The sequence below is a fragment of the Pseudomonas sp. P5_A2_2 genome, from assembly GCF_054177685.1.
The window spans coordinates 1-17,063 of record NZ_JBGCUL010000033.1; the positions used below are offsets into that span (position 1 = coordinate 1).

Here is a 17,063-nt window from a genome sequence, read left to right on the forward strand (position 1 = left end):
CTCCCACAGGAGATTTGCAGCAGGTCAGGACTTCTTGACGGCAGCCTTGGCTTTGACGGCGCGCTGGCGCTGCGCTTCGAACAGACAGACCCCCGTCGCCACGGAAACGTTGAGACTGCTGACACTACCGGCCATCGGCAGATTCACCAGGTAGTCGCAATGTTCGCGGGTCAGGCGACGCATGCCCTTGCCTTCGGCACCCATGATCAGGATGGTCGGGCCAGTGAGGTCTTGGTCATAAAGACTGACTTCGGCCTCCCCCGCCGTACCGACAACCCACAAGCCGCGCTGCTGGAGCTTTTCCAGGGTGCGCGCCAGGTTGGTCACGGCAACCAGCGGAATCACTTCCGCCGCGCCGCAGGCGATTTTTCGTACAACCGGAGTCAGGGTCGCTGACTTGTCCTTCGGCACGATCACTGCCAGCGCACCCGCCGCATCGGCCGAACGCAGGCAGGCGCCGAGGTTGTGCGGATCGGTCACGCCGTCGAGCACCAGCAACAACGGCGCGCCGTCGGTGCGATCGAGCAGCTCGTCGAGCATCGCCTCGCCCCAGACCTGGCTCGGACTCACGTCCGCGACCACACCCTGGTGTACACCTTCGACCCAGGCGTCCATTTCGCGGCGCTCGGCCTGGCCGACCTGGACCCGGTTTTCGTTCGCCAGCTCAATCAGCGTCTGGACCCGAGGGTCATTGCGACCTTCGGCCAGCCAGATCTGCTTCACGCGTTTCGGGTGGTGACGCAACAACGCTTCTACAGCATGTACGCCGTAGATCTTTTCCAACTGACTCATGGCTTGGCCTTAGGTTTACGCGCCCCGCCACTCTTGGCTGGAGCCGAGCCCGCTTTTGGCGGGCCTTTACGATGTTTGCTCGGTTTGGCTGGCTTGCCGCCGACAGCCTTGTCAGGCGCCGACCGACTGGTCTTTCCCCCAGACGCCGCTTTACCGCCGCTTTTCGCACCGGCCAGCAACGCCTGTTTCATTTCACGGCTTTTGCGCACTTCGGCGTTTTTCGCCGCCGCATCGCTCGGGCGATAGGCCTCGACCGCTTTTTCCTTGGCAGGACGACGACCGGTTTTCGCCGGGGCCGGTTCTGCGACTGTTTTAGTAGAAGGCGCCGCAGGTGCCGCCGTTTCGGTACCACGTTTTTTGCGACCGATCGGCGCACTGATGGTTTTCTCGGCCATCTCGAAGTCGATCTTGCGTTCGTCGAGGTCGACGCGCATGACCCGCACTTCCACGGTGTCACCCAGGCGGAAACTGCGACCGGTACGCTCACCGGCCAGGCGATGGTGCACAGGATCGAAGTGGTAGTAATCGCCCGGCAGCGCGGTGACGTGCACCAGGCCTTCGACGTAGATATCGGTCAACTCGACGAACAGACCAAAACCGGTCACTGCGGTGATCACACCCGGGAACGATTCGCCCACGCGGTCTTTCATGAACTCGCACTTGAGCCAGTTCACCACGTCGCGAGTCGCTTCATCGGCACGGCGCTCGCTCATCGAGCACTGCTCGCCGAGCTGCTCCAGGGCCGCCTCGTCATACGGATAGATGCGCGCCTTCGGAATGGTCATCGCACCAGCACGACGAACGTGCGGGGTGTTCTGCTTCGAATGGATCACGCTGCGAATCGCCCGGTGCGTGAGCAAGTCCGGGTAACGGCGGATCGGCGAGGTGAAGTGGGTATAGGCTTCGTAATTCAGGCCGAAGTGGCCCTGGTTATCGGCGCTGTACACCGCCTGGCTCAACGAGCGCAGCATGACGGTCTGGATCAGGTGGAAATCCGGACGATCCTTGATACCGGCCAGCAGTGCCTGGTAATCCTTCGGCGACGGACCATCCTTGCCTTTGTGCAGGGACAGGCCGAGCTCGCCAAGGAAGGCGCGCAGCTTTTCCAGTCGCTCCGGTGGCGGACCATCGTGAACGCGGTACAGCGCCGGGATTTCGTGCTTTTTCAGGAATTCCGCGGTAGCCACGTTGGCCGCCAGCATGCATTCCTCGATCAGCTTGTGAGCGTCATTGCGCACGGTCGGACGGATTTCGGCAATCTTGCGCTCGGTACCGAAGATGATCCGGGTTTCCTGGGTTTCGAAATCGATCGCGCCACGCACATGACGAGCCGCCAGCAACACCTTGTACAGCGAGTAGAGCTGCTTGAGGTGCGGCACCACGTCGGTGTATTCGCCGCGCAGCTTGCGAGCTTCGGTGGCTTTCGGCGTTTCCAGCATGGCGCTGACCTTGTTGTAGGTCAGGCGGGCATGGGAGTGGATCACCGCTTCGTAGAAGCAGTAGTCGGTCATTTCGCCGGATTTGGAGATGGTCATCTCGCAAACCATGGCCAGGCGATCGACTTGCGGGTTCAACGAGCACAAACCGTTGGACAGCTGCTCAGGCAGCATCGGGATCACGCGTTCAGGGAAGTACACCGAGTTGCCGCGAACCTGCGCTTCGGCATCCAGCGCCGAACCGAGCTTCACGTAGCTGGATACGTCGGCAATCGCCACGTACAGCTTCCAGCCGCCCGAGAACAGGCGCAGCTTGCCCGGACGGGCTTCACAGTAGACCGCATCGTCGAAGTCGCGGGCATCTTCGCCGTCGATGGTGACGAACGGCAGATGGCGCAGGTCGATGCGCTTCTCTTTGTCCTTTTCTTCGACTTCCGGCTTGAGCTTGCCGGCTTCCTTGAGCACAGCATCGGGCCAGACGTGAGGAATGTCGTAGGTACGCAGGGCGACATCGATCTCCATGCCCGGCGCCATGTAGTTGCCCACGACCTCAACCACGTCGCCTTGCGGCTGGAAGCGTGGCGTCGGCCAGTGAGTGATCTTCACTTCGACGAACTGACCGATCTGCGCGTTGGCGTTACGACCCGGCGTGACCAGCACTTCCTGCTGGATTTTCGGGTTGTCGGCAACCACGAAACCGATGCCACCCTCTTCAAAGTAGCGGCCGACGATGCTCTCGTGAGCCCGGGACACCACTTCAACGATCATGCCTTCACGGCGACCGCGACGATCCAGGCCGGAAACCCGCGCCAGGGCACGGTCACCGTCAAACACCAGGCGCATCTGCGCCGGGCTCATGAACAGGTCGTCACTGCCGTCGTCCGGCACCAGGAAGCCGAAGCCATCACGGTGACCGCTGATGCGACCCAGGATCAGGTCGAGCTTGTCCACCGGCGCATAAGTGCCGCGTCGGGTGTAGATGAGTTGAGCATCGCGCTCCATGGCGCGCAGGCGGCGGCGCAGGGCTTCGATCTGGTCTTCCGTGGTCAGACCAAACTCTTCGACCAGTTGCTCGCGGTTAGCAGGCGAACCTCTATCAGCAAGGTGCTGAAGGATCAGTTCACGGCTAGGAATAGGGTTTTCGTATTTTTCCGCTTCACGAGCGGCCTCGGGATCGAGGGACTGCCAATCGGCCATTAGAGAGTTTTCACCTTGTCTATATGCGGGTTAGTTTGGCATAGGCGTAATGAAACGGGAAATTTCAGGCTAAGACGACCCATCTAAAGCCCTGTATCGACATCGCAAAGCTGTTTTGAAGGCCGCTGGCGAAATTTTCCAGGTTTTTTTGATCCCGGGGGTTTACAGTTAAAAAGACGCTCCGTATAGTGCGCGCCATCGACGACGGACAACGTTGCCGATACTGCCCAGATGGTGAAATTGGTAGACACGCCAGCTTCAGGTGCTGGTGACCGCAAGGTCGTGGAAGTTCGAGTCTTCTTCTGGGCACCAATTTCGAGCTTGAGATTAGTTCAATTTCAAGGCTCACACAAAAACCCGCGAAAGCGGGTTTTTGCATTTTTGACCATTGGTTTATTAATTTGAAATCAGGGGTTTACAGATCAAATAGCTCTCCGTATAGTGCGCCACATCAACAGCGGCAACGCTGAAGATGAATGCCCAGATGGTGAAATTGGTAGACACGCCAGCTTCAGGTGCTGGTGACCGCAAGGTCGTGGAAGTTCGAGTCTTCTTCTGGGCACCAATTCAAATTCAAGGTTACGACCTTGGATTTCACAAAAACCCGCGAAAGCGGGTTTTTGCGTTTCTGCCTTCTGAAAAGCAACACGCCCCCTCTGTAGGAGCGAGCTTGCTCCGGGCGGCGTTCCGACGATGCACTCAAGGGTGACACTTGTTAGCAGACAGAACGCGTCTTCGTTCACGCCCATCGCGAGCAAGCTCGCTCCTACGGGATTTATCGGCGCATTTGAGAAACAATATCGTTTATCATTGTTGCAAGTTTTTGCAATGCGACAGTGAGGAACCCTGCGAATGATGTTTCGAAATACCCTGCGCCGTGGCCTGACCATTACCCTGCTCGGCCTGGCGCTCGCCACTCCCCTCACCCAAGCCGCCGACCCGGTTGCCCTGACCCTCTACAACGGCCAACACAAAGAAGTCGGCGACGCGGTTGCCAAAGCTTTCGAAGCCAAGACCGGGATCCACGTCAATGTGCGCAAAGGCAGCAGCAACCAGCTCGCCAGCCAGATCGTCGAAGAAGGCGATCGCTCTCCCGCCGATGTGATCTACACCGAAGAGTCGCCGCCACTGAACAAACTCGGCGAACAAGGCCTGCTGGCCAAGGCGGATGACGCCACGCTGGCCGTTCTGCCCAAGGAATACGTCGCCGGCAATGGCACCTGGATTGGCGTGACCGCCCGGGTACGCGTTGTGGCCTACAACCCGAAACTGGTCGATGAAAAAGACCTGCCGAAGTCGGTGATGGAGTTCGCCAATCCAAAATGGCAAGGCAAGGTCGGCTTCGTGCCCACCAGTGGTGCCTTTCAGGAACAAGCCGTCGCGATCATCAAAGTTCACGGCATGGATGCTGCCGAAGAATGGCTGACCGGACTGCGCGCATTCGGCAAGACCTACAGCAATAACATGGTTGCATTGAAAGCGGTGGAAAATGGCGAAGTCGCCACCGTGCTGGTGAACAACTACTACTGGTTCGCCCTGCAGCGCGAAAAAGGCCAGCTCGATTCGAAACTGCATTACTTCACCGGCGGCGATGTCGGCGGACTGATCACAGTTTCCAGCGCCGCAGTCCTCAAATCCAGCAAACACCCCAAAGAAGCACAGCAATTGCTCGCCTACATGGCCAGCGAGGAAGGCCAGCGTGTGATCACCCAGACCACCGCCGAGTACCCTCTGCACAAAGGCATGGAATCTGATCGCGGGCTCAAGCCGTTCAGCGAACTGGAAGCACCCAAAGTCACGCCTGCCGACCTCGGCAACGCCGAAGAAGCGCTGGACCTGGAACGTGACGTTGGCCTGAATTGATGGGTGCCTCACTGTCCGCGCATCACGCGTACGCGCCACGGCGCAAGCGGCCGTCTATCTGGCTGATACTGCCCGTGTTGCTGTTGGTGGCGCTCAGCCTCCTGCCTCTGCTGTATGTCGGCCTGAAAGCCTGGCAGGCGGGCTGGGCAGAAGCACTGCATTTGCTATGGCGACCTTATGTATTCGGCTTGCTGCGCAACACACTCGCACTGATGATTGGGGTCACCGCTGTTTGCGGGGTAATCGGCTTGTCGCTGGCCTGGTTGCTGGAACGCAGTAATTTGCCGGGCCGACGATTGTGGGGCGTGATCCTCTGCCTGCCGTTCGCCGTTCCGGCATTTGTCAGCAGCTTCACCTGGGTTTCGCTCAGCGCTCATTTCGAGGGACTTGGCGGGGCTATCCTGGTGATGAGCCTGTCCAAGTACCCGCTGATTTTCCTGCCCGTGGCGGCAACGCTGCGCAACCTTGACCCATCCCTCGAAGAGTCCGCGCGCACGCTGGGGCAAAATCGCTGGGGCGTATTTTTCAAGGTCACCCTACCCCTGCTCTGGCCTTCGCTGCTGGCGGGTTCGTTGCTGATTGCACTGCACATGCTGGTGGAGTTCGGCGCCTTGTCGATCATCGGCCTGCAAACCTTCACCACGGCGATCTATCAGCAGTTCGAACTGGAGTTCAGCAATGCCAACGCCGCGATGCTCTCCGCCGTACTGCTGATGTTGTGCCTGGCGCTGCTGTGGCTGGAGCTGCGCGTGCGCGGCAAGGGTCGACACGTACGCACCGGCCAAGGTGCGGCGCGACGCGCGGAACAGGTTCAACTGGGCCCCTGGGCCGTGGCGGGACAGCTGTATTGCCTGCTGTTGGCAATCATTGGCAGCGGAATTCCGCTGGGCATGCTGGCCTACTGGTTGGCGGTGGGATCATCGGCCGCCTTTCCCGTGGCGGCAATCGGCGAGGCATTGATGTCATCCCTCGCACTGTCGCTGGGTGGCGCTGCACTGTGCCTGGTGCTGGCGGTGCCGGTCGGTCTGCTGGTCGTGCGCTACAAAGGCCAACTGGCGATCTGGGCCGAGCGCCTGCCATATCTGCTGCACGCCCTGCCGGGGCTGGTCATTGCCCTGGCCCTGGTGTATTTCGCCCTGCACTACGTGCCGATGCTTTACCAGACTTCGGCATTGCTGCTGATCGCCTATGCCCTGCTGTTTCTACCGCTGGCCCAGGCACCGATCCGCACCGCCTTGAACAAGGCGGCGCCGCAACTTGAGGAGGCGGCACGCACACTGGGCGCGTCATCGCTCAGCGCGTTTTGCCGGGTGACGTTGCCGATTATTTTCCCGGCCTTGGGTGCGGCATTTGCGCTGGTATTCCTGGATGCAATGAAAGAGCTGACGGCGACCCTGCTGCTGAGCCCGACCGGGCTGAACACGTTGGCGACGGAAGTCTGGGCGCATACGGCGAATGTGGAATTTGCGGCGGCGGCGCCTTATGCGGCGTTGTTGATTCTGGTGTCGGGGTTGCCGGTCTATCTGCTGACGACCCGAATGTATCTGAGCCGTTGAGACCGCCATCGTCGGATCGCCGCCCGGAGCAAGCTCGCTCCCTCATTTGATCTGAGGCGCCCACAATTTTCGTGCCCGCCAACCATCATTGTGCGAGCTTGCTCGCGATGAGGCCATCCCTGACAAAGCATTAAGCCCTGAACTGCCCCAGGCTCGCCTTCAATTGCGCCGCCAGGCCATCCAGCACCTTACCGCTCGCCGTGGTCTCCACGACAGCTTGCGCCGCCTTCTCGGCCTGGGCGTGAATAGTCTGGACCCTCCCCCGCACCGCCTGTGCGCCCTGAGCCTGATGCGCCGCGGCCTGGGTGGCCAAACCGATCGCCGCATGAACCTGCTCGACGGACGCCTGCACCGACTGCTGCAACCGAGCACTGTCACGCAACACCAGCAAACCCTCACTGGCCTGGCGCCCGGCCTGACCGATCGCCGCCACCGCCTCACGCGCACCTTGCTGCAACGCCACGATGTGCGCCTGAATATCGCCGGTGGAGCTCTGCGTCTTGCTCGCCAGCGCCCGCACCTCGTCAGCCACCACCGCAAACCCGCGCCCGGTCTCGCCGGCACGCGCCGCTTCGATGGCCGCGTTCAGCGCCAGCAGGTTGGTCTGCTCGGCGATGCCGTGGATCACCGTCAGCACCACCTCAATCTGCTCACTTTGCTGCGCCAGGCGCTCGATGACTTGAGCCCCGGTATTGACCTGACCCGCCAGCTCCTCGATCAGGCTGCCGACTTTCGCCGAGGTGCGGGTGTTTTCATCGGTGGCCTGGCGAATGTCCACGACTTGCTTGAGCGCCGCCTGCATRGCGTGGCTTTCCGACTGCGCCTCATCAGCCATTTGCGACAGTGCGCGCAAACTCTCCGCCACCTCGTCGCGCTGCATGCCAGCCGCCGCATCCGCACCGGCATTGCGCAAGGTCATGGCACCGATTTCCACACCGGTACGCTGGGCTACATCGCCCGCCTCGCGCACGATCGGCTGTAACTTGTCCACAAAGCGATTGACCGCCGAGGCCATGTCGCCGATTTCATCCTTGCTGTTGATCTGCACGCGCTTGGTCAGATCGCCCTCACCCGCCGCCAGGTCATCCATGGCTACGATCAGCATTTTCAGGCGATTGACCACTCGGCGACCGAGGACCACCGCCAACAACAGCAGGACACCAAAACCCACCACCGCCAGGCATACGCCAATGCGCCAGCGCAATGTCGCAGCAGCTTCCTGCACGGTGCCGGTAGTGTTGGCCTTCATTTCAGCCGCCGTGGACTGCGCCGACTGCAGGCGCGAGCGCATGGCCGTTGCGCTGTCAGCCGCCGCGCCTTTCAGACTGTCACCCACCAGTTGATCGCTGCCGGCGATCAAGGCCGAGAAACGCTTGTCCAGGGCCGTGAGATCGGTCTCCACCGAAGCGGTCGAGACTCCCATCAGGACCTTGCCGATTTCCACGCCATTGGGATTGATCGAAGCCTCGGTGTAGAAGACCGAAGGATCGTTCTTCGCCGCATCCAGCACCTTGTCGAGCGCCCGCTCGCCCTGGCCTTTTTCCAGCAGCGCCTTGTTGATCGGGTTTTCCCGGTTGAGGTAGCGTGTCAGGTGCTGGCCGGTAGCGTCGTCATACACCACGAACAGCACATTGGGATTGCGCTGGGCCCGGCGGGCGAATTCGGAAAGCGTCGGGACGTCGTTGTCCCACATGGCGCGGGGCGCGACGGAAGCCAGAAGCTGCGCCATGTCGCTAGCGGAGTCCTTCAGGTCTTTTTCCAGCGTTGCGCGCAACTGCGCCTGCTCATCCTTCAGTCGCGAGGACAAACCGGCTGTCAGGCGCTGGCGGGTACTGGTGGAGAGACTGTCGAGGCTCGACGTGACTTCGCGCCCCGCCTGCTCAAGCTCAGCGGAAAGCTTTTGGCTGTCTGCACCCAGGCGCATGCCCAGATCGGCCTCCAGCGCGGTCACCGTGCTCCGGGTCAGAGCGACAGCTACCAGCACCTGCACCAAAAGGGCGATACCAAGGGTAACGAACACGGRCCGCAACAAACGGCTTTGTAACAATGAGAGAACGGCCGACACTTGATATCCCTCTGCAAAAGCGCCATTAAATTGATGGCACGCCAAAAGTGACGTTTTAGGCAAAGCTAATAGCAAAGGTCATGCCGTCCAACAGACATAAACGACAAAGGCCCCAATTAAGGGGCCTTTGTGTTTTACATCAACAACTTATCAAGCAAACGGATGGCGCAGGACGATGGTTTCGTTGCGGTCCGGGCCCGTCGAAATAATGTCGATCGGCGCGCCGATCAGCTCTTCGACGCGCTTGATGTAAGCACGGGCGTTAGCTGGCAGCTCTTCCAGGGTTTTGGCGCCCACGGTCGATTCGGTCCAGCCCGGCACTTCTTCGTACACAGGCTGCAGGCCCACGTAGCTGTCAGCATCAGTCGGGGCAACGGCCTTGCCTTCTGCATCTTTGTAGCCGACGCAGATGTTGATGGTTTCCAGACCGTCGAGCACGTCCAGCTTGGTCAGGCAGATGCCCGAGATGCTGTTCACATCGATAGCGCGACGCAGGATAACAGCGTCGAACCAGCCACAACGACGAGCACGGCCGGTAGTCGCGCCGAACTCGTGACCTTGTTTAGCCAGGTGCGCGCCGACTTCGTCGAACAGCTCCGTCGGGAATGGACCCGAACCTACACGCGTGGTGTAAGCCTTGGTGATGCCCAGGATGTAGTCCAGGAACATGGGGCCAACACCCGAACCGGTAGCAACGCCGCCAGCGGTGGTGTTAGAGCTGGTCACGTACGGGTAGGTGCCGTGGTCGATGTCCAGCAACGAACCCTGGGCGCCTTCGAACATGATGTCCTTGCCAGCGCGACGCAGGTCGTGCAACTCGGCAGTCACGTCCAGCATCAGCGGCTTGAGCAGCTCAGCGTATTCTTTGCATTCGGCCAGGGTCTTGTCGAATTCGATGGCTGGCTCTTTGTAGTAACCCACCAGCATGAAGTTGTGGTAATCCACCAGTTCACGCAGCTTGTCTTCAAAGCGCGGCATGTTGAGCAGGTCGCCCACACGCAGGCCACGACGTGCAACCTTGTCTTCATAGGCCGGGCCGATGCCGCGACCGGTGGTACCGATCTTCAGCTCGCCACGGGCCTTTTCACGAGCCTGATCCAGCGCTACGTGGAAGGACAGGATCAGCGGGCAGGACGGGCTGATACGCAGGCGCTCGCGCACCGGCACACCTTTTTCTTCCAGCTTGGTGATCTCGCGCAGCAGGGCGTCAGGTGCAACCACCACGCCGTTGCCGATCAGGCACTGCACGCCTTCGCGCAGCACGCCCGACGGGATCAGGTGCAAGACGGTCTTCTCGCCGTCGATCACCAGAGTGTGGCCAGCGTTGTGGCCACCTTGGTAACGCACTACGGCGGCAGCATGTTCGGTCAGCAGATCAACGATCTTGCCTTTGCCCTCATCACCCCATTGGGTGCCCAGGACTACGACATTCTTACCCATAACACTTGTCCTCATTCGCGCAAACTTGGTGCCGGCGGCGGCCGGCAGGAAAACTCAAGAAGCCAGTGGCGAAACTTGCCAAAGCCCGTTCTGCTGAATCAATTGCCGGTCGCAGTCCGCTTCACGGGCGGCGGCCAAAGGTTGTCCAGGCAAAGCCTGAACGACACGCTGACCCTCACTGCGCAACTGGCAAACCTGCTGCCAGAGTGCTGCATCCGTACTGTCAGGCATCCAGATACCGCCAGACGGTAGCTCGATCTCAGCACGCCCCAGGGTCACCAGGGTTTTCAAATCAGTAGAGAAACCGGTTGCCGGACGCGCGCGACCRAAGTCGGCGCCGATGTCGTCGTAGCGACCGCCCTGGGCAATGGACTGGCCAACACCCGGCACGAACACGGCGAACACTACACCGGTGTGGTAGTGGTAGCCACGCAGCTCGCCCAGGTCGAAATACAGCGGCAGCTCAGGGAAACGCACGGACAGCCGCTCGGCAATCGCCAGCAAGTCGTCCAGCGCGGTCAGAACAGGTGCAGGCGCCTTGGCCAGACGCTCGCGGGCCGCAGCCAGCACTTCACGGCCGCCACACAGATCGACCAACGCGCGCAGCATGCCCGACAGATCGGCAGGCAAGCCCTCGGTCAAGGTAATGACCTCATCGATGGCCTTGCGTTGCAAAGCATCGAACAACTGTTGCTCGACTTCACCGGACAAACCGGCAGCGCGGGCCAGGCCACGGTAGATACCGACATGGCCGAGGTCCATGTGCACATCCGACACATCGGCCAGTTGCAGCATGGCCAGCATCAGGCTGATGACTTCGACGTCGCTGCTCGGACTGCCGTCGCCGTACAACTCGGCACCCAGTTGAATCGGGCTGCGCGAGGACGACAAGGCGCGAGGCTGGGCGTGCAGGACACTACCGGCATAGCACAGGCGGCTTGGGCCTTCACGACGCAGGGTATGCGCATCGATGCGCGCCACTTGCGGCGTGATGTCGGCACGGAAACCCATCTGACGGCCCGATTGCGGGTCGATGACCTTGAAAGTGCGCAGATCCAGGTCCTGGCCCGCGCCGGTCAGCAGGGATTCCAGGTACTCGATATGGGGAGTCACGACAAACTCGTAACCCCAGCCCTGGAACAGATCCAACACCTGACGACGCGCGACTTCAATGCGCGCAGCTTCCGGTGGCAGTACTTCTTCGATGCCATCTGGCAGAAGCCAGCGGTCTACCGTTGCCATTACGCCTTCCCCTATATCCGGGCGACCAACCTGTCGGCGATCCTTGAGTGAAGCAGAAAATGATCAGCTTGTGCGCAAACCACGCGCATGAGCGACGGAGCGAAAAGCCCTTCTACCGGCTTCGCTGACCACTTTCCTCGAAAAACTGTCGAGCCCATCGGCCCGGCATCTGCTTAAAAACAGCAATCAAACATGCAGACGCAAAAAAGCCGGGAATTTCCCGGCTGCCGCATCATACACACGTTTTCCCAAAGGATCACCCCGCCAGAGGTTTTAGCCGCCCGGCGGGAGGATTCAGGTCAACGTCGTATCAAGGCTTGGCTTTTTCCAGGTAGTGGAAGAAGTCGCTGCTTGGGTCGAGGACCATGACGTCGGATTTGTTCGCGAAGCTTTCACGGTAGGCGCGCAGGCTACGATAGAACGCGTAGAACTCCTGATCCTGACCGTAGGCCTTGGAATAGATCGCAGCGGCCTGGGCATCACCGTCACCGCGAACCTCCTCGGATTCACGATAGGCCTCAGCCAGCAGCACGCGGCGCTGACGATCGGCGTCGGCTCGAATGCCTTCGGCCAGCTCGTTACCCTTGGCACGATGCTCACGAGCTTCACGCTCACGCTCGGTGCTCATACGCTCGAACACGCTGCGGTTCACTTCTTTCGGCAGGTCGATGGTCTTGACCCGAACATCGACAACTTCGATGCCCAGTTCCTTTTCAGCCATCTTGTTCAGCGAAGCCGTGATATCCGCCATCAGCGCATCACGTTCACCCGACACCACCTCGTGCAAGGTGCGCTTACCGAACTGGTCACGCAGGCCCGATTCCAGACGGCGAGACAGACGCTCRTCGGCGATCTGCTTGAGGCCGGAAGTCGCGGTGTAGTAACGCTCTGCGTCCTTCACGCGCCACTTGGCGAAGGCATCGACCATCACGGCTTTCTTTTCCAGCGTCAGGAAGCGTTGTGTCGGTGCGTCCAGCGTCATCAGGCGTGCGTCGAATTTACGCACCTGGTTGACGTAAGGCACTTTCACATGCAGGCCTGGCTGAACATCGGTCTGGACCACGCGACCGAACTGCAGCAACACCGCACGCTCGGTCTGAGCCACGATGTAGAAGCAGTTCCAGGCAGCGATCGCCACGACGACGCCGACAATAAGGGCGATCAGCGATTTATTGCTCATCAGCGACTCTCCCTGGTACGAGCTTGCTGTTGCTGCAGATCAGCTGCCGCACGCGTATTCGCTTCATTGCTGGTGGCTGCCGCACCGCTCATCGGAGTGCTGGTGTTGCGTCCACTTTCGACCATCTTGTCCAGCGGCAGGTACAGCAGGTTGTTCTGGCCGTTCTTGTTGCCGGTCACGAGAACCTTGCTGGTGTTGCTGAAGACTTCCTGCATGGTGTCCAGGTACAGACGCTGGCGGGTGACTTCAGGGGCCTTGCGGTACTCGGCGACCAGCTTGGTGAAGCGATCGGCCTCACCCTTGGCGCGCGAGACGGTTTCGTCACGGTAGCCATTGGCATCTTCAAGGATGCGCTGGGCCTGACCACGGGCCTCCGGCACGACGCCGTTGGCATAGGTTTCAGCCTGGTTGCGCGAACGCTGCTCGTCTTCACGGGCACGGATCACGTCATCGAAGGCTTCCTGCACTTCACGCGGTGCTGCTGCGCTCTGTACGTTGACCTGGGTAACGGTGATACCGGTGCGGTAGGTATCCATGAAGCGTTGCAGACGCTCCTTGATTTCGCTGGCCATCAATTCACGACCTTCGGTCAGCACCTGGTCCATCGCAGTAGAACCCACCACATGACGCAAGGCGCTGTCGGTCGCGTGCTGCAGGCTGATTTCCGGCTGATCGACGCTCAGCACGAAGTCCTGCAGGTTGCTGATCTTGTACTGCACGGTCAGCGGCACTTCGACGATGTTCTCGTCTTCAGTCAGCATCTGGCCCTGCTTGGTATAGGCACGCTCACGCGTGACGTTTTCCAGGTACTTCCTGTCGATCGGCGGGAAGTAGATATTCAGGCCCGGACCTACGGTTTCGTAGTACTTGCCGAAGCGCAGCACTACGGCCTGCTCCTGCTCGTCGACGACATAAACCGYGCTGTACAGCCAAACGGCGGCCAGCACGACCAGACCGATGCCGAGCAGGCCGCCAAAGCCGCCACTCTTGCCCGGACCACCGCCGTCGTCGCTACCACGTTTCTTACMGCCACCGAACAAACCGTTCAGGCTTTCCTGCAGCTTTCGGAAGGCCTCGTCGAGATCCGGTGGTCCCTTGCGGTCGCCGTTGTTACGACGCTTGCCACCCCAAGGATCCTGATTATTCGAGTTGCCACCCGGCTCATTCCAAGCCATAGCGCTCTCCATCTGATAAAGCAAAGACGCACCCACGGCGCGCCGACCAATGCTACAGAATGCCTGTCACCGCGGCACAACCGCTTTCTCAGGCTTTTATTGCAAAGTGTGTTGCTCGATGAATTCCATCGGCTGCAATCCCTCGCGGCTTACCAGTCGATTCAACTCGACCCGGGGCAAACGAACGGCCAGCAAACTGATGCCTTCTTCGTCGTGTTCTTCTTTCTGCACCGCACCGAGCTCGAAGAACTGTGCACGCAGTCGAGCGAATCGTTGCGGCAAGCGCAAGGTACCGACAAACAAATCACTGCCCAGTAACTCGGCAATGGCTTGCTCAAGCAATTCCAGACCACTGCCATCACGCGCCGACAGCCAGACCCGTTGGGGCTTGCCGTTTTCGTCGCGCTGGATTTGTGGCTCAACGCCTTCAAGCAAATCGAGTTTGTTATAGACCTCGAGGATCGGCAAGTCCTGAGCACCAATCTCGCCCAGCACCACCATTACCTGCTCGATCTGCAACATGCGATCCGGTTCGGCCGCATCGATCACGTGCAACAACAGATCGGAGTTACTCGACTCTTCGAGGGTAGACCGAAATGCTTCGACCAGCTTGTGGGGCAAGTGGCGAATGAAACCCACAGTGTCCGCCAGGACAATCGGCCCCAGATCGTCTATATCCAGACGGCGCAGGGTCGGGTCCAGCGTGGCAAACAATTGGTCAGCTGCGTAGACGTCGGATTTCGTCACGTTATTGAAGAGCGTGGATTTACCGGCGTTGGTGTACCCCACCAGGGACACGGTAGGAATATCCGCACGCGATCGGCCACGGCGCGACTGTTCTCGCTGGCTGCGTACTTTCTCCAGCCGACCCTTGATCTGCCGCAGGCGAACCCGCAGCAAACGGCGGTCGGTTTCCAGCTGGGTTTCACCTGGGCCACGCATACCGATACCGCCACCTTGGCGCTCAAGGTGAGTCCATCCACGAACCAGCCGGGTGCTCATGTGGTCAAGCTGGGCCAGTTCGACCTGGAGCTTGCCTTCATGGGTACGGGCGCGCTGGGCGAAAATATCGAGAATCAGGCCGGTACGGTCGATCACGCGACACTCGAAAACACGTTCGAGGTTACGCTCCTGACTGGGTGTGAGAATGTGATTGAAAATCACCAGATCGGCCTGTTCGGCTTTGACCAGGTCGCGCAGTTCCTCGACCTTGCCACTGCCAATCAGTGTCTTGGCGGTGGGCCGATGACGTGGCACGTTAAAAAACGCGACGGTCTCGGCACCCGCCGAATTAGCCAGTTCCTGAAACTCCTGCGGATCTTCGCGCGCCTCAGGGTCCTGTCCATCCAAGTGAACGAGGATTACTCGCTCACCACCACCGTGGCGCTCAAAGAACAAAGGAGACTCCTATCAGGCGTTACCTGGCTCAGCGTCACCAGCTTCGGATTCGGTTGCGCTAGGCAGACGAATTGGACGAACCGGCACCACTGTAGAGATAGCGTGTTTGTAGACCATCTGGCTGACGGTGTTTTTCAACAGGATAACGAACTGGTCGAACGACTCGATCGTGCCTTGCAGTTTGATACCGTTGACCAGATAGATGGACACCCCAACTTTCTCTTTACGTAACGTATTCAAGTAAGGGTCTTGTAGCGAATGCCCTTTTGACATGTGCCGCACTCCTTTAAGGATTCAATATAAAAAATAGGTAATCAGATGACTTTGGCCGCCCCACCCCCAAGGATAGACGGCAATTGCAAGGACTCAGCTCAATATGGAGATGGCCCCCAGGTATTTCAAGGCGCGTGGCAGATTGTCGCAATCCAGGCTGTCCAGCCAGTGTAAATCAGCCCAACTGCGTAGCCAGGTGAACTGACGCTTCGCCAATTGGCGCGTGGCAATGATTCCTCGCTCCTGCATCTCGGCTTGTGTCAGCTTGCCATCCAGGTAATCCCAGACTTGGCGGTAGCCTACTGCACGTATAGACGGCAACCCGGCATGCAGGTCACCTCTTTTACGCAGGGCTACGACCTCGTCAATGAATCCCTGTTCCAACATTAAAGTGAATCTTTGTTTAATTCGCTCGTGCAGTACCTGGCGATTTGCCGGGGCAATGGCCAAGTTCGCGACAGTATAGGGCAATTGTTGCCGTCCCGAAGCGGCTGCTTCAGTACTTTGCGCAGATTGTTGCAAACGCAGGGCAGTCATGCTTTGACCGCTGACACGATAAACCTCCAGCGCCCGACTGAGGCGCTGGGGATCGTTCGGGTGAATCCGCGCCGCAGACTCCGGATCGATCACCGCCAATTGTTCATGCAAGGCTTGCCAGCCAAGGCGTGCAGCCTCTTCTTCGATTTGCGCGCGGACGTCGGGATCGGCCGCCGGCATATCCGCCAGACCTTCGACCAAAGCCTTGTAATAGAGCATGGTGCCGCCCACCAGCAGCGGAATTTTTCCGCGTGCGGTGATCTCCGCCATGGCTTCCAGGGCGTCACGGCGGAAATCCGCGGCCGAATAGCTCTCGGCCGGGTCGAGAATATCGACCAGACGATGCGGATATTGCGCCAGCAGCTCTTTGGAAGGCTTGGCGGTGCCAATGTCCATGCCACGGTAGACCAGCGTCGAATCGACGCTGATCAACTCGCAAGGCAGGACCTTGGTGAGTTCGATGGCCAGGTCGGTCTTGCCGGCGGCGGTCGGGCCCATCAGGAAAATCGCAGGTGGGAACTGGCTCATCAACGACCGCGCAAGAACAGTTTGTCCAGATCGTCCAGGCCCAGCTGGGTCCAGGTCGGTCGGCCATGGTTGCATTGACCGCTGCGCTCGGTGTTTTCCATGTCACGCAGCAGACCGTTCATTTCCGGCAGGGCCAAACGCCGATTCGCACGAACCGCGCCATGGCAGGCCATGGTGCCGAGCAATTCGTTCAGGTGCGCCTGAATGCGGTCGCTGGTGCCGAACTCCATCAGGTCGGCCAGGACGTCAGCGACCAGCCGGTTGGCCTCGGCCTGCTTGAGCAGTGCCGGAATCTGCCGGATCGCCAGGGTTTCCGGGCCCAGGCGCTGCAATTCAAAGCCCAGGCGCTGGAACCAGGCGACATGCTCCTCGGCGCAATCG

Annotated in this window: 12 protein-coding genes, 2 tRNA genes and 1 pseudogene; 4 read left to right on the forward strand and 11 right to left on the reverse strand. The window is 59.9% G+C overall.

The genetic code is table 11. The annotated features are described in order from the left end of the window. Positions 1-24 precede the first annotated feature (24 nt). Together rlmB and rnr are read right to left on the reverse strand one after the other, a co-directional pair. On the reverse strand, positions 25-792 hold the full coding sequence (gene rlmB / locus ACXRVY_RS05585) for a 23S rRNA (guanosine(2251)-2'-O)-methyltransferase RlmB (RefSeq protein WP_223462529.1): 768 nt from the start codon (positions 790-792) through the stop codon (positions 25-27). Then, entirely contained in the window at positions 789-3,425 is a 2,637-nt protein-coding gene (gene rnr, locus ACXRVY_RS05590; RefSeq protein WP_223462528.1) for a ribonuclease R, read from the reverse strand. Before rnr ends, rlmB begins: the two co-directional genes overlap by 4 nt. Before the next feature lie 225 nt (positions 3,426-3,650). On the opposite strand from rnr, the gene ACXRVY_RS05595 reads away from it, so the two are divergent. From ACXRVY_RS05595 to ACXRVY_RS05610, 4 genes are all read left to right on the forward strand, one after another. Continuing rightward, positions 3,651-3,737: transfer RNA gene (locus ACXRVY_RS05595), tRNA-Leu, on the forward strand. Between the two features lie 166 nt (positions 3,738-3,903). Then, positions 3,904-3,990 (forward strand) — tRNA-Leu (locus ACXRVY_RS05600). 287 nt (positions 3,991-4,277) lie between these two features. Further along, complete coding sequence (locus ACXRVY_RS05605; protein ID WP_223462527.1) at positions 4,278-5,288, forward strand: extracellular solute-binding protein; 1,011 nt, start codon at positions 4,278-4,280, stop codon at positions 5,286-5,288. After that, on the forward strand, positions 5,288-6,844 hold the full coding sequence (locus tag ACXRVY_RS05610; RefSeq protein WP_223462526.1) for an ABC transporter permease: 1,557 nt from the start codon (positions 5,288-5,290) through the stop codon (positions 6,842-6,844). Before ACXRVY_RS05605 ends, ACXRVY_RS05610 begins: the two co-directional genes overlap by 1 nt. A 130-nt stretch (positions 6,845-6,974) precedes the next feature. Here ACXRVY_RS05610 and ACXRVY_RS05615 read toward each other — a convergent pair whose 3' ends face one another. The 9 genes and pseudogenes from ACXRVY_RS05615 to mutL all read right to left on the reverse strand — a co-directional run. After that, a complete protein-coding gene (locus tag ACXRVY_RS05615) occupies positions 6,975-8,909 on the reverse strand; it encodes a methyl-accepting chemotaxis protein (protein WP_458237094.1) in 1,935 nt (644 codons plus the stop codon). Between the two features lie 150 nt (positions 8,910-9,059). Continuing rightward, entirely contained in the window at positions 9,060-10,349 is a 1,290-nt protein-coding gene (locus tag ACXRVY_RS05620; RefSeq protein WP_046039830.1) for an adenylosuccinate synthase, read from the reverse strand. Positions 10,350-10,403: 54 nt separating this feature from the next. Then, positions 10,404-11,591 carry an ATP phosphoribosyltransferase regulatory subunit gene (locus ACXRVY_RS05625; protein WP_223462524.1) on the reverse strand — a complete coding sequence of 396 codons (1,188 nt, stop codon included), beginning with the start codon at positions 11,589-11,591 and terminating at the stop codon, positions 10,404-10,406. Positions 11,592-11,901: 310 nt separating this feature from the next. Continuing rightward, positions 11,902-12,771: a protease modulator HflC gene (gene hflC / locus ACXRVY_RS05630; RefSeq protein ID WP_057712239.1), complete on the reverse strand. Its 870-nt coding sequence runs from the start codon at positions 12,769-12,771 to the stop codon at positions 11,902-11,904. After that, complete coding sequence (gene hflK, locus ACXRVY_RS05635) at positions 12,771-13,946, reverse strand: FtsH protease activity modulator HflK (RefSeq protein ID WP_458237095.1); 1,176 nt, start codon at positions 13,944-13,946, stop codon at positions 12,771-12,773. Before hflK ends, hflC begins: the two co-directional genes overlap by 1 nt. A gap of 96 nt (positions 13,947-14,042) precedes the next feature. Continuing rightward, on the reverse strand, positions 14,043-15,344 hold the full coding sequence (hflX, locus tag ACXRVY_RS05640) for a ribosome rescue GTPase HflX (RefSeq protein ID WP_008048071.1): 1,302 nt from the start codon (positions 15,342-15,344) through the stop codon (positions 14,043-14,045). A 12-nt stretch (positions 15,345-15,356) separates the two neighbouring features. Then, positions 15,357-15,617 carry an RNA chaperone Hfq gene (hfq, locus tag ACXRVY_RS05645; RefSeq protein WP_007902656.1) on the reverse strand — a complete coding sequence of 87 codons (261 nt, stop codon included), beginning with the start codon at positions 15,615-15,617 and terminating at the stop codon, positions 15,357-15,359. Positions 15,618-15,710: 93 nt separating this feature from the next. Then, on the reverse strand, positions 15,711-16,682 hold the full coding sequence (gene miaA, locus ACXRVY_RS05650) for a tRNA (adenosine(37)-N6)-dimethylallyltransferase MiaA (protein WP_223462522.1): 972 nt from the start codon (positions 16,680-16,682) through the stop codon (positions 15,711-15,713). After that, positions 16,682-17,063: pseudogene (gene mutL / locus ACXRVY_RS05655) on the reverse strand (DNA mismatch repair endonuclease MutL); the annotation flags it as partial. The gene miaA and the pseudogene mutL, both read right to left, overlap by 1 nt.

What these genes read in the sequence shown, in the direction of transcription:
- rlmB (WP_223462529.1), bottom strand. Translation starts at nt 792, where the DNA reads ATGAGTCAGTTGGAAAAGATCTACGGCGTACATGCTGTAGAAGCGTTG.
- rnr (WP_223462528.1), bottom strand. Translation starts at nt 3,425, where the DNA reads ATGGCCGATTGGCAGTCCCTCGATCCCGAGGCCGCTCGTGAAGCGGAA.
- ACXRVY_RS05605 (WP_223462527.1), top strand. Translation starts at nt 4,278, where the DNA reads ATGATGTTTCGAAATACCCTGCGCCGTGGCCTGACCATTACCCTGCTC.
- ACXRVY_RS05610 (WP_223462526.1), top strand. Translation starts at nt 5,288, where the DNA reads ATGGGTGCCTCACTGTCCGCGCATCACGCGTACGCGCCACGGCGCAAG.
- ACXRVY_RS05620 (WP_046039830.1), bottom strand. Translation starts at nt 10,349, where the DNA reads ATGGGTAAGAATGTCGTAGTCCTGGGCACCCAATGGGGTGATGAGGGC.
- hfq (WP_007902656.1), bottom strand. Translation starts at nt 15,617, where the DNA reads ATGTCAAAAGGGCATTCGCTACAAGACCCTTACTTGAATACGTTACGT.
- miaA (WP_223462522.1), bottom strand. Translation starts at nt 16,682, where the DNA reads ATGAGCCAGTTCCCACCTGCGATTTTCCTGATGGGCCCGACCGCCGCC.